Genomic DNA, 13,526 nt, shown 5'->3' on the forward strand with positions numbered 1-13,526 from the left:
CGGTTTTTGCGCTCAAGGCAACATCCGGGGGATGTTGAGCCAGACCGTGGGACGGTACTACGGGCAATAAAAATAACGAAAGGCAGTGAAGCGAACCGCAGAACGAAGTTCAAGCTCTGCGAAGCTAATTTATTCTAAATCGGACAGCTTCAAAGTCCCGATTTCTTATCGGGGTTATTGTTGAGGGCTACGCCCGAAATCCCGTTTACGGGGCGAACACGTTACTTAGTACCGTCATCGCCTCAGTTCGTGTCTCCACGAGCTGATCGAAACCTTCAAAAATAATGTTCTCAGACGCTGCGATGAGGCGGTTTAGCTTTGCTGAGCACCGACATTCAGCAGTATCTAAGGACTCGTAAACTCGGTTGTGGAGACGCAAACCGAGGCGAAAAAATAGCAGGGTAGAGTAACTTATCAGGCTTACACCCAAAGATTTTGGTTGCTTTTTCTTAGAGATGCGCTTATGAATACAAAAAACATAGAAGCTTTACAGCAAAAAATACAGACAATTGCCCAGCAAAAAAACACAGACATTTGTCTTGCCTGTCAGCTTGCCCTTAAGCTCACTTCTGCTGGTTTTGCCTCGGTCAAACCTTGGTTTGAGGCTTGGGTAGCCCAATTGCCCCAACTGTCTTATGAAACCCAGGTAGCATTAAGCGAAGTGTGGCATTGCCATGCATCGGTAGACGATTTTTTTGATCCAGATGACTTATCATTGATTTTGGCAGTAAGGCTCAAGTGGTGGCAAACCTGGTTGGCTGTGGCGCCTGAGCAAGCCATGCAAGGCAAAGACAAACACTTGTTAGCTAAAGCCTTGCACACGTTGCAACCCCGTAGTAAAGCCAGCCATGAAACCTTGCTAAAGGTGTTGATGGCAGAGGATAAACCCTGGAGCACCACTTTGATTTACCTGTTGCGTTTGGGTATTGGGCAGGCGTTGCTGTCTTATGAGATGCTTTGCGAAGCAATACTTTATTTGTTGAAACATGCAGACCATTGGCAGCTTCAGGCAGTGTATGGCTTGTTGAAAGACTTTTACTTTTGCTTTGAGCAATGTCCAGAAGTAGCCTGTAGAAAACTGATGAACCGGGGACCAAAGTTTGAAGTGCTGGGCTTGAAAATACTTGCCCTGTGGAGAGCCCACCCTTTGTTTGATGAAGTAATAAAAGAGCCACAATGGAGCATCGATACAAAACTAGTGGCATTAGAGGTATTATCGGCGCAAGCCACTCCCCATTTGGCCGATACGCTGGTGCAGTGGTTGAGGGTGTATACTGCCCATAGCGAAGCACTGCTTGAGCACTTGTTGGCGATGGCTTACGATGGGGTATTTTGCCATGAGGCGCAGATGACATCGTTGTTACATTTTTACTTTGCTTATGATATTTTATCTGCCCGGCAACTGGCTATATTGTTGCACGGCAGGTTTGAGCAAAAACTGGCAGGGTACGCAGCACATCATCCTGTTACTCCAAAAAAGTGGATTGCTCTATTGGCAGCATTGAAGAGTGATCCAGCAAAAAAAATGCTGCACGAACTTTTGCAAGACAATCGTTATCCCAATCATTTTGAGCAACTTGTGCGGGCGTTGGTTGAGCTGGATTATCACCCTGCTGAAGACACCCTCCTGGCTTATGTTTCGGTGCATCCTACGGCTTGTCTGAGTGCTTTGCAGCGTTTGGGTGGGGCAAAAACTGTAGCCTACCTTAAGCAGGTATTGCAGATGGAAGGAGAAAAAAAACGCCTGCCCTCGTTTGAAGCCCAAGCCTTGCCCTTGTTGTTACAATTGGCTGACAACCCTGCGCCGATTTATGAGTATTTGCAGGCGCACCAACTGCCCGGACGTTTTGAGCTATTACCTTACTTGTGTGAACCATTACACCCAAGTGCTCAGCCTTTTTTGCTGAGCGCGCTTGATCAACCAGTCGTTGATACCCAAACTGAAGCCCTGCGTCAGTTGGCACAACAAGGCAATGCAGAGGTGTTGCCCTTGGTAATAAAAAAACTGGGAAACACCAACGAAGACATACAAATGGCTGCCTGGCAATGTGCCCAGGTGCTTGCTCAACGCATTGCCAGGCGTACCCCACCGGGTAGTAAAGAGGCCAACCAATTACTGGCAGAGTCCATACTTGCCAGGTTGCCACAAGTACAGGCATCAGCGGTGCTACAGCGGTATTTGGGCTACCTGACCGAATGTATAGATCATCGTTTTGACATAGGTTTGCTCGAAGGAATAGCCGCCTCTAAAGATCCCCACGTGCTTAAATTTTATATTGCCTGTTTGGGAGCAAGTCATCAACCCAAAGCATTTTACCTGATCAGGCGTTTTTTGCACCCCAACCAAGATATTTTTACTTTGCGCCAAGCACTGATTGCCCTGACTCAAATGCCAGAAGGCAATCACGAAAAGGAGGTCATCGCTTTGTTGCGACACCGCAATATGAACATTAAAAAAACAGCGGTAGCGTATTTGAAAACACATGGTACCCAACAATGTGTGTGGCCACTTACCCAGTTGTTGATGAATAATGATAATTCGGGGTTGCGTTCCACTATTATCTCAGTATTGCAGGGCATTCTGGGGGCAAATATGCCTTTTGTGTTATTGCACGAGCTGTCGATAGCAAACTCGCCTATCAAGCAACGTTTTTTGAGTTATACCCTTGCCGATTTGTGCCCACCCGAACAATTGGTGCAGTTTGCGACCAACTACCCATTGTTTGATTTGCCTTCTGACCTTAAACAGGAACACGACATAGAAAATGCCCGCCAACTTGAGCAATGGGTAAAGCAATGGTATGAATCGCAAGCAAGTCTACGTCAATTGCTCAGCGAAGTGACTGATTTGCGCAAAGCTATAGACAATGAACCTGCCTTGCTCAATGCCTTGCCTGCAACGCGTGAACTGATGGGCAATTATTTGAGAAGCCTTACTACAAAGCCGCATGACTTGGCTACCTGGTGTACACTGATGTATCAGCATGAGCTAACCTTGACTGATGAAGAAGCTCGTTTGCTATATGCCAACGCCAGTGGAGGTGCCAAAAGCTGGGGTTGGGAGGTGTTAAGTTTAAACGAAACACAAGAAACCCTGGAGTGGCACAATTTGCTACACTATAAGAACCCTCCTGAGCTGATATTTTTACTGCGTTATTTTATTCCCCGAAAGGGGCTAAAGGCGGTGCTGGATCATTGGCTCAATGCAGGTAGAAATGTGGCAACTATCCGAAAGTTATTGGATGCATCGGGGATGGTGTCAAAGCACTTGACAGCAGTATTGCTTGAGCTGTATGAGGCTCCTGCCGTAAAAAATCAGACCACAAAAAGTCAAGCAAAACAAGAGCAACAAGTAGCCTTGGCAGATTGGCTCTTGTCGGTAGTGGGCAAGTCGGCTTATTGGGTACAGCAAATGCTGTTTAAACGTGCCAGCCTTGGGCAGCAAGTACATTTGTGGGGGCTGATGGAGGCAGCAGAGCAATCGCTTTTGGTAGAGGAAGCTCTGAATTTGTACAAAAAATGCAGCGTTGAGGAGCAAGACACTTTGTTGGGCAGGCTTAAAAAAGTGGCACAACATCCGGCATTGATCCAGCTAAGTTTTGAAGAATATCTTCAGGGCAAACCGCTTACTTTTTGGCAGCACCAACCACTTGACCCCACCCAAATACAACAATTGACTTGTCACCCCAATGCCCTGAAGTACCTACAGCAGCGAAGCGACTTTTCGCCTTTTGGCAATGATTTGTTGCGACAATTGTTGCAGAGTACCCAAGTAGCCAATGAGACCATAAAAGAAGATACACATTGGGCGTTGCAACGTAACTTTGCCTTGTTATCTGCCGAAAGGCAATGGCAAATATTACAGCCTTTGCTTGATGAAGGGGCGTGGCATTGGCTGAACTGGATTAAAGAGGTGGCACCAATAGCCCCTGACCTATTGGACATGCTGAAGCGGGCAAATACCGAGGGATGCATTTATATATTGACCTGGTTGCAAAGTTTGCCCGGTACCTTGTTTTGTCCAGGGTTGTCTTCAGTATTGCTTGAGCTTTGTACCCAACTGCCTCACCCTTTGCCCGCTGTGCAGGTATTATGTAGGTTGCCCGCCCTGCCTTCGTTAGCCAATGATTTTGCGGGAGTGTTTGCAGGGTACGATGTACACCTCAAAACCGAGGTATTGACTTGGTTGCTTGCTCAGCTAGAGCGGCAAGGCTCCCCACCAAAGGCTATGATCAAAGCCCTGCGGCAGCATTGTATGGAGTCGATGCATGAGATATTGTTATGGCAGATAGATATACAACACACAGACTATGAGGTTGTAGACGAAGTGGAAAATGCGCTGCAATCGCTTAAGAAGTTAGCAAAAACAGCTGTCACTGAAGCCGTGCAATGCTTGCAATATATGGCAACGCAAATGGCAAGGTTTAGCCCTCGCCAACAGTTGCACTGGCTTGCAGAGTTGTATGCCTACCCGGTAGTGGCACCAACGGTTACCCAACTCATTACTCAAGTCTTTGCCCAAGAGTTGCTGGCACTTACTTTTTTGCCCGCCCAAGCCAAGGCAGATTTTGAAAAACGTTTTTGTGAGGCAGTAAAAACACAGCAATTCGCTGATGGTCAGATAGTGCGCAAAGCATTGAAAAACTTTTCCGAAGACTCACCACCTGTGGTCAATGAGTTGATGGAATACATTGTTTTTCATGAAAAATACCGTGACCTGAAAGTGTTATGCCTCCGTTTGCTTAAGAAGACTTTGCCCCAGGCAGACTATCTGGAGCTTTGTTTTAAACTGTTGCATACCGATCATTTAGATTTGTTAAAAACTGCAGTTCGTACCCTTACTTTTGCGCATTATACACAAGCTATACCACACTTTATCAAGCTACTTTTTCACAAAGACAAAAGCATTGGGCAAGCAGCCCAAAATGCTTTGCTCCATCAGAGAGAGGCAGCCATTGAGCAGCTTGAGATTGAATTGCCCCGGCAACGTCCCGATAGAAGAAAGGTATTGGAGCGGGTACTGGCTTTGTTTTAAGCCCTAGACAATGCGTCATTAGGGGCGCCAAGCGATGAAATTTACTACGCTAGGGCAACCATAAAGAATTGCCCCTACAAAAGGCATTTGAATGGGTTTTGATGCTGCTCTTACGCCGTTGCTTGTGTCTTCACAAGCAACCAAAAGTGCGTCATTAATAATCGCAGAACAACCTTCTACGTAGGTTAAACGCACTATTATCATTTGGAAACTATTTCTCACACAAATGATATGTTTTACAATAGGCAGAGTATCAAAAAAAACTTAGTTAAATGACATAGTCCTTAAAACTCCGAAAAAGTCGGATAATCTTGAGCAACATTTACTAATCAGGATTAGATTTATGTGGTTCTTATGCCTATAAATATGAACATTTTTTCATAGTGCGTTTAACCTACCTTCTACGCTTGTTTTTCGGAATATTGAAAAGTACCTTCAGGTGCTGGAGTCGGAATCGGGGTCGGTTGTCAGAAGGCTTGGATGAATGGAAGCATCCAAACCTCTCAAAATACTAAGGGGCGCCAAGCGATGAAATTTACTACGCTAGGGCAACCATAAAGGATTGCCCCTACAAAAGGCATTTGAATGGGTTTTTTGGTTTGTTTTTTTAGCTACAGAAAATCCATGATCCTCCGAGGGCAAGCTCAGAGTTATGAACCGAACTTGATTCAAGGAAATGAACGGATGCCTGAGGGAAACGAAACCAGGTTTTACTCTACAACTCAGCAGATTAGCAGCTATTTTTATGCTGTAAAACTATCAAAAAAATCAAGGCTTATCTGCTATAAAAAAGTGTACAGTTTCAAGTAATAGCTTGATTGTATTGTTACAAGCTAAAGTAAAACAGTTGAGGCTTGGAACCACGTACTTTCCAGGCAATGATTTGCTCTGGTTCTACTTTAATCATAAGTTCTCTTACATGGTATATCTGGCTGTATTTGTCAGAAACCTGGGGAAGCATAAATTCCTCTATTTTGCCATTTTGTTCCTCCCTGATGGCTTGCTGTACATGGGCTGCCAGGTGAATATTTTGCCATGGTCGGGTTTGTGTCTCTCGCCAAAACAAAGCCCGTTGCATGAGGTATTTGGTGAAGTTTTCGGCAACGGGCGCATAATCTTTATAGTAAACTCCCCTGGCATCGAGCGCCCTGGCGTGCGAAGGGTGGCAGTCCATACAGGTAATGAGTACCCTACGGGGGTTGTCATCGTCAAAATCAAGGTCTAAAGCAGGCAAGTATTCACTGTGTTTGTGCAAGAGTCCATAAACAAAAGAGTGTGGGGGAAACTTGTGAAAGTAGCCCGCATAACGCAGTTGAAAGTCTAACAACTCATCAGTAACTTTTAGGCGGTTACGTTCAAACACTTCCTTAATTACCTGAGTATCTTTTATATAGGGCAGTCGTTGGTGTGCTGCCAGGTAGTCGGTTAAAAGTTGTGTATACATTTTTGTGTGTAGTTTAATAAAGTTCGTCATCTTTGGTAATATGCCCGCCCAGGAACGGAGCTTTAGCGGTTTGACTTTGGAATTTTTCTTAAAACCTGAATACTTATTTTACCTGTTAATTAGTAAATATCGTGAGTAATAAATTGAATGTTTTCAGTGTATTTTCTTGTTGGGCCTAAATGAAAATAACGGCTTTTGCCTTTTGTCGATTTATCATGGGTAGGTGCAGGATATACGTTCAAACTGTTAATTTTGTTAAATATGATCCAAGTCATTTTTTTTGCCCTAAAAGGGCGTCAATTTTGAGTCGCCTAACAACCTAAGTAAAATGGAAAAGATAAAGTAATCTCAAAGAAGTGCAATGATCAGAGACGATGTTCAGTGGGGGAGGTTATTTTTGTAGTTTTACTGGCCTACCTAATAAAAAATAAAACCTTGTGATTGCCAAACAAATAAAACACTGACTTTGTTGAAGGGGTGTTGCCCGATTTTTCGGGGGCTTTTGTTATACAAAATATAGTTGTTTGAAGGGGTAAAGCAAACATTTGGCAACTTTGCAGTTTGACCTTTTTGGGTGAATTACTGCATTGGAAATATAACCATAGAATACATCTTTTTTAGAATTATCAAAAATGGGAATAAATAAGTTTTTCAGGCTGAGTTTTGGGGGAATGGCTATAGCGTTGATGATTGCAGGTAGCATTGTGTATTGGCAAAGCATGCAGCTGCGACAGGACGTAAAACAGTTGGTAAATGTGGCAGAGCCGCTCGAAGATGCTGTCTTTAAAATAGATGTGCTCTCCTTCAAAATGTCTGATGCTGTGAAAATGCGCGCCTACTTTCAACAAGCGTCGTATGGCGACAGTGCCCTCAATATTCGAAAAGACATGGTTAATCAACTGACTAGATTTCAACAGTTTGCTGCCAAGAATAATACTATAAATAATCAAAGTAACTTCATAAAAGTATGCCAGGGTTTTGTGGGGCTTGTCGATACCATTTTGCAAAAACCAGTAGCCGACTCTTTGTCGCAAGCTGAAGCAAAGAGACTGATTTTGAGGCTCAATCAACAGCAACAAGCATTGCATCAAATGATTAATAGCCGTGTACAGCCTGCCATACAACAGCAAAACCAACAAATCTTTCGGCACGCCCAATTCAGCTCTGTTACTATAGGCTTGGTAGTCTTGGGCAGTCTTTTTTGCCTTGGCATAGGCATATTTTGGGTATCTCGCTATGTCAGGTATTCCATCATTGAGGCTTTACTAGAGCTAAACGAGGTTTCAAAACAATTGGCTAAAGGAGTTTATGCCAAAAGGTGGGGCAATTTGCCTGTTCCGGCGAAAGCCAATAAAGAAATGGCCCAACTGTTTCGCTCTTTCAATAGAATGGCATCAGGGTTACATGTCTTTATCAAGCAACAAAAAAAGAATAACGCCCAGTTGAGTGAAATCAACCAAAGCTTTGTAAAAGCCCAGAAAATAGCCCAGATGGGAAGCTGGGAAATTGACTTAAAAACTCAGAAAATACACTGGGATGAACAGATGTATAAAATTTATGGTTTGCCCAATAGTTTCAAGGTTACCATAGACGCCCTAAAGCAACAAGTACACCCCAAAGACGCTCCTAAAGTGCTGAGTAAGGTAAAGCACTTGGTAGAGCACCACGCCCCTTATAAGCTTGAATACCGTATTACACCGCCCAACTCTGATAAATGGCATTTTTTGCATTCTGAGGCAGAGGTCATTTATGACGAAAAGCAACAGCCTGTCAAAGCTATAGGGATTACCCAGGACATTTCACATCTTAAGCGTGCCAAGGGGTTGCTGGAGAGTTACCGTAAAATACTTGATAATGCCGCTATAGTAGCTACCACCGATATGCAGGGCGACATTACTTATGTAAATGACAAGTTTTGTGAAATATCGCAGTATAGCCGGGAAGAGTTAATGGGACAAAACCACCGCCTACTAAAGTCTGATGTGCACCCGTCTGCGCTCTACCAAAACCTTTGGCAAACCATTAGTCGGGGGGAGGTATGGAACGGAGAGCTTAAAAATCGGGCAAAAGACGGCTCTTTTTACTGGGTCAATGCTACCATTATGCCTTTTTTGGATGAAAAAAACAAGCCTTATATGTATATGGCGGTACGGTTTGACATTACCCTTCAGAAAAATTTTGAAACCAGGCTCAAGCAGCAAGTGCTGGAACTCAACGATTATAAATTTGCCTTAGATGCTGCCGCCATTGTAGCAATGACCGATGTGAAAGGCAAGATTACTTACGTAAATGACAAGTTTTGTGAAATATCGCAATACCACCGGGAAGAACTCATGGGGCAAGACCATCGATTGCTTAATTCGGGTGAACACCCCCCTGAATTTATCCGTGATATGTGGGTGACTATAGCCAATGGCAAGGAATGGAGAAATGAGTTTAAAAACCGGGCAAAGGATGGTTCTTTTTATTGGGTAGATACTACCATTGTTCCTTTTTTGAACGACATAGGTAAACCTTATATGTACCTGGCCATTAGATTTGACATTACCCATAAGAAGAAACTGGAAGAAGATTTGAGGTCTTATCAGGCACACCTGGAAGACAAAGTAAAAGCGCGCACCCTGGAGCTGGAAAACGAACGGAACCGGGTAAAAGAAATGAATGAAGAGCTGGTTACTCAAAATGAGTTGATTGCTGACAAAAACAAGAGCATTACTGATAGTATAGAGTATGCAGTGAAAATACAGGAAGCTACCCTGCCCCAAATAAATACAATGAAAGCAGACTTGCCCGAATTGTTTATTTTGTATAAACCCCGCGATATTGTAAGTGGTGATTTTTATTGGTTTTCTACATTGGAAAACAAGGTGGTGATTGCAGCAGTAGATTGTACCGGACACGGGGTGCCAGGGGCATTTATGAGTATGATTGGCAACCAGTTGTTGCACGATATTGTCAACGAACAGCGAATGATTGCCCCCGATGCTATACTCAATGAACTCAATGCTAAAATCAGGGTAGCGCTTCAACAAGACGAACTCGACAACCAGGATGGGATGGACATGGCACTGTGTGTCATTGATAAACAACATCGACAAATTGAATTTGCCGGAGCTAAAAACCCGCTGGTGTACCTGCACAATGGCGAGTTACAACAGGCGAAAGGTGATCGCTCTAGCATAGGAGGTTATCAACGGGCTGGTTTTGAGTCGTTTACGAACCATACTGTGCGCATTAGCAGTTCCAATCAAACTTTTTATATGTTTTCGGATGGTTACCAAGACCAAATGGGGGGGAAGCGTGGACGCAAATTTATGCGTAAGCGTTTATACGAAACTTTCGAAAATATTCACGATAAACCCATGAGCGAACAACACCAGGCATTAGACAAGACATTTAATGACTGGCGGGGCAATACTTGCGAACAACTCGACGATGTGTTAGTCGTAGGGTTTAGAGTGCCCTTGGTTTAACGCGTTGTGGGTAGAGCGAAATTACTTTTTAATTTTTTTGAGCCTGCTCATTTTACCATAAGTAAGCGCCCGTTTTTTATAATCCTGTTCGATGGCAGCAATATCTTTATCCAGCATTTTTTCCAGGGTTTTGATGGCTTGTTTGCCCAGTTCCTTGCCCTTATATTTGGGCGCAAGCTCGTATAAGTAAGCATTGACAAAATCAGGCATCTTGCGGTGTATCCATAGGTAACAAAACAAAAAACGCGCTTTGGCGTACCCGTGCCCCTCCGACATATACTTTTCTTGCATAAAGTCGGCCAATGGTAAAAACTCCTTTTTTCTGATTTTTTTCTTGAGCGTAGGATGGCGCCAATTGGTGTAGCCCTCGTGAAACTTGTTGCCATACACGGCAGCCATTTCATAAAAAGACGCCAACCCTTCGCTAAACCATTGTTGTACCTGGTGGTGAGTGTTGGCATCTACAAAGGCGTGTACCAACTCGTGCCATAAGGTGCCCTCGCCAGAGTTGGCGTAGGTGTACAATGTTTTGGTTTTGGGCAAATAAAACCCATAAGCTTCAGAGCCTGTATAGCGGCTATACTCTTTTTTGCTACCAAAGTACACAATCTTAAAAGGAAAAGAGGGCTCATACCTGAAGTATTTGGGATAGGTAGGCTCAAAAAACATCTTGAGGTTATACAATAAGAAGTCTACTTGCTCTTGAGAACAGCGGTAGGCAATGTTGAAATACTTTTGGGTGTATTTGGTTTTAAAGGTAAGCCCAAACTCTTGACTAATTTCTTTGTTCCAACTGTCTAACTCCTTCTTTTTCACTTGGTCAAGTGCAGCTTTGGTGTAGTTTTTTGTCAGGTAAAAAAACTGTCCGGCAGGTGCTTTTTGAGGGTAAGGTATACGTGTTTGGGTGGGTGTGTCCAAAGTAGGGGTTGCTTTGGCAGGCGCTGCCACTTTACCTTGACTGGGTTGCGATGAAGCCGACTTGTCTTTTTTTTGTTTGCAGCCCGGCAACACAAATAAAATAATCATTGATAAGATGGAGGCAACGCCAAAAAATATTTTAGAATACCTGAGTTTTATAGAAGACATTGAAAGTTAAAGCTTGGTGTTATGTAAGTTGTAAGCTTCTAAGTTACAAAATATTAGCTAATAAACTCAGGCATTTTTAGGTTTAACATCAGTTGTATACTTGGAACGGCATGGTTAACCGAAACCTGGTTATTCTAATGGTTGTCGCTCCGCTCATTGTTACGCTTCGCTTAATGGCTAAAATGGTTGCTCCGTTCTGCAAGCACGCGATGCGGTACAAAGATTGGAACCTAAAAACGGTTTTTTATCCCGTTCATAGTATATTTTATCAAATAAGTATTTGGTCATGCAAAATACGTCATTGATCGAAAAGGTTAATACTTAGGTCAAACTGTGCGTAATAGCAATATATAGATTAATACACACAGTTATGATAAACACCTATTTTGAGTCGGTCTCTGCCACCATCTCTTATAACTCGCAAGCCCAATATATGTGCCTACAAATCAGGGGCTTTATGAAAGAAGAAGACTTTAAGCGCGTTTTGCTGAAAGCAAGAGAGTTTTTTATAAGCTTAAGGATTCATAAAGTATTGAATGACTTCCGCGAGTTTAAAGGTACTACTCCTTCTATGCAAGAATGGGCGGTAAAGGAGTATTACCCCACATTGGTAAAAAATGGGCTAACCCATGGGGCTTTGTTATTGAATAATGATGTGTTTGCCAAATATGCCGCCAAAAATGTACAAGGCAAAGCCTCTCAAACCTTTGAATATCCCGCTTTTAACAATATAACCCAGGCTGAAAAATGGTTGGCGAGACATTAGAGTGCGACTTATGTTCTCTGGCGAGCTGTAAACCCTCTGGTTTAAGTCTTCCTTTAGAAGACTTAAACCAGCGTGGGGAGCTACCGACTCCGGACTAATTAACTCCGGACTAATCAGTCTATTTAGCCATTCGGCTAGAAAGCCTGTCTTGTAAAGATCGAAGACTTCTTTTTACCATAAGTTTCAAGTGCCCTAAAGGAACACTTAAAACAGCGTGGGTACCGAATGCTGCGCAACTCAGGCAAGCCTCCATAGTACCAGCCAAACAATTTTAACCATATAGAGCAGGAGAGAGGGGGTTACTTTAGATAAGCCCCTCTCTGCCTTTTTATTTCAAAAACCCCCTTTTTGTTTTTAGCAAACTGGCTTCTTCACTGGTCAAAGCCTCCCCTTTGAAGTTTTTGATGGTTGAAAAAAGCTCTTTTATTTGCCCACTTTTCCACTTACCCAAATCGCTTTGTTTGCCCAACAACTTACCCTCATAAGAAAATTCAATGATGAACGTCAAACGTCCACTACGCCCACCCCCTACGGTTTTTAGTGCCACATCCAGGCTTTCAAGGTTCAACTGGTGGTCAAACTTTTCATTTTTGCGGTATAGCTCCAGGCTTACAATATGATCGTTGGTAATGCGAATGCCCTTTAAAAAGTAAAATACCCTTTTTCTGATTCTATATAAAAACAGGACCGAAGAAAGCAATATACCACTCAAGGCAAACAGTAATAAGTAAATAGAGTTTAACCTGTAGCTAAAAGAAATGAATACGGCTAACACAATGCCCTGAATAATAAGCAAAGAGCGGGTAGCCCTTATTATTCTTTTTTTGAATGGCCTATATGCCATTTCTTGTTGGTATTTGTAACTAGTTTCTGTCATTATCTTGTCAATAGGTTTACTACTCAAAGTATGCAAAAAAAGCTGATAAGTATGGATACTCAGCCGTTTTTTTGTGAAAAAACACGTACTTTTATAGAGGTAGCATGGTGAGTTGGCATTCTGAACAGCCCACTAGGTCATCAAAATTTGGGGGTTGCTGGTTTGGTGGGTGGCTACCTTAGGCACCATTGCTTTTGCAGTGGCAAGTACCAGGTTAAAAAGCATAAGTGGAGTTCATTAATTGAAAACTTGGGGTGAGCCTACATTAAGCAAAGCAAAAGTGTTGCTGCGCGCCTGTATGTATCAGAAAAATAACAGACCCGCAGTCATCATCAAGTATGGAGCAAAAGGAGGTTAAAGCTTGTGAGCGTAGGCGTGCCAGATGTCTTTTTTAACAAACCATATTTTTGCCTCATCTACCGATTCAAAAAAACGAATGGCATAAGGGGCGGCGGTTTGTTCTTCCAGGGTTTGTTCTATCGACATTTTTAAAACATTGTCTTCGGGCGGAATAATTGCCAGTTTTTTGGTGCCTGTTTCTACCATTTTATCCAATACCTGTGTCTTTACAAAAGGCTGCAAATCAGCTGAGATGATAAATTGAGATTCCTGAAAGTCAGCCATCACAAAAGTAGGCTTGTACTTTTGTATATAGTCGCGGTGGCGTCTGGTTTCTGTTTGATACATTTCAGGGCTGAGGTATTTGTTGGCTTGTTTCCAGCGGTAGCTATAGATAGTTTGTTCCTGATTGATAAATACGAGAGAAGTTTGCACGTATTCATTTTCAAAAAGCTTTTTATTCATAGTGTAATAGTATAGTTCGTTCAAACAATTTAGTAATATAA

7 protein-coding genes are annotated in these 13,526 nt (G+C 42.9%); 3 read left to right on the forward strand and 4 right to left on the reverse strand.

Features of this window, described 5'->3' with window-relative positions; genetic code table 11:
- Positions 1-463 precede the first annotated feature (463 nt).
- Positions 464-5,035 (forward strand): HEAT repeat domain-containing protein, encoded by a 4,572-nt coding sequence (locus tag M23134_RS01640; protein ID WP_002693251.1) that lies wholly within the window; start codon positions 464-466, stop codon positions 5,033-5,035.
- 826 nt (positions 5,036-5,861) lie between these two features.
- Here the strand turns inward: M23134_RS01640 and M23134_RS01655 are convergent.
- Entirely contained in the window at positions 5,862-6,479 is a 618-nt protein-coding gene (locus M23134_RS01655) for a hypothetical protein (protein ID WP_002693255.1), read from the reverse strand.
- 632 nt (positions 6,480-7,111) lie between these two features.
- Between M23134_RS01655 and M23134_RS37365 the strand changes: the two genes are divergently transcribed.
- Positions 7,112-9,952: a PAS domain-containing protein gene (locus M23134_RS37365; RefSeq protein WP_002693260.1), complete on the forward strand. Its 2,841-nt coding sequence runs from the start codon at positions 7,112-7,114 to the stop codon at positions 9,950-9,952.
- Positions 9,953-9,973: 21 nt separating this feature from the next.
- Here the strand turns inward: M23134_RS37365 and M23134_RS01665 are convergent, their stop codons facing one another.
- A complete protein-coding gene (locus M23134_RS01665; RefSeq protein WP_157558291.1) occupies positions 9,974-11,038 on the reverse strand; it encodes a hypothetical protein in 1,065 nt (354 codons plus the stop codon).
- Positions 11,039-11,408: 370 nt separating this feature from the next.
- Between M23134_RS01665 and M23134_RS01670 the strand changes: the two genes are divergently transcribed.
- A complete protein-coding gene (locus M23134_RS01670) occupies positions 11,409-11,804 on the forward strand; it encodes a hypothetical protein (protein WP_002693266.1) in 396 nt (131 codons plus the stop codon).
- A gap of 328 nt (positions 11,805-12,132) precedes the next feature.
- On the opposite strand, the gene M23134_RS01675 is transcribed toward M23134_RS01670, so the two are convergent.
- Complete coding sequence (locus M23134_RS01675) at positions 12,133-12,681, reverse strand: hypothetical protein (RefSeq protein ID WP_045112818.1); 549 nt, start codon at positions 12,679-12,681, stop codon at positions 12,133-12,135.
- Between the two features lie 354 nt (positions 12,682-13,035).
- Entirely contained in the window at positions 13,036-13,485 is a 450-nt protein-coding gene (locus M23134_RS01680; protein ID WP_002693271.1) for a hypothetical protein, read from the reverse strand.
- Positions 13,486-13,526 lie beyond the last annotated feature (41 nt).

It is taken from the genome of Microscilla marina ATCC 23134 (assembly GCF_000169175.1).
GTDB lineage: Bacteria > Bacteroidota > Bacteroidia > Cytophagales > Microscillaceae > Microscilla > Microscilla marina.

Coding starts and splice junctions, on each gene's coding strand:
- M23134_RS01640 (WP_002693251.1), top strand. CDS start 464: ATGAATACAAAAAACATAGAAGCTTTACAGCAAAAAATACAGACAATT.
- M23134_RS01655 (WP_002693255.1), bottom strand. CDS start 6,479: ATGTATACACAACTTTTAACCGACTACCTGGCAGCACACCAACGACTG.
- M23134_RS37365 (WP_002693260.1), top strand. CDS start 7,112: ATGGGAATAAATAAGTTTTTCAGGCTGAGTTTTGGGGGAATGGCTATA.
- M23134_RS01665 (WP_157558291.1), bottom strand. CDS start 11,038: ATGTCTTCTATAAAACTCAGGTATTCTAAAATATTTTTTGGCGTTGCC.
- M23134_RS01670 (WP_002693266.1), top strand. CDS start 11,409: ATGATAAACACCTATTTTGAGTCGGTCTCTGCCACCATCTCTTATAAC.
- M23134_RS01675 (WP_045112818.1), bottom strand. CDS start 12,681: ATGACAGAAACTAGTTACAAATACCAACAAGAAATGGCATATAGGCCA.
- M23134_RS01680 (WP_002693271.1), bottom strand. CDS start 13,485: ATGAATAAAAAGCTTTTTGAAAATGAATACGTGCAAACTTCTCTCGTA.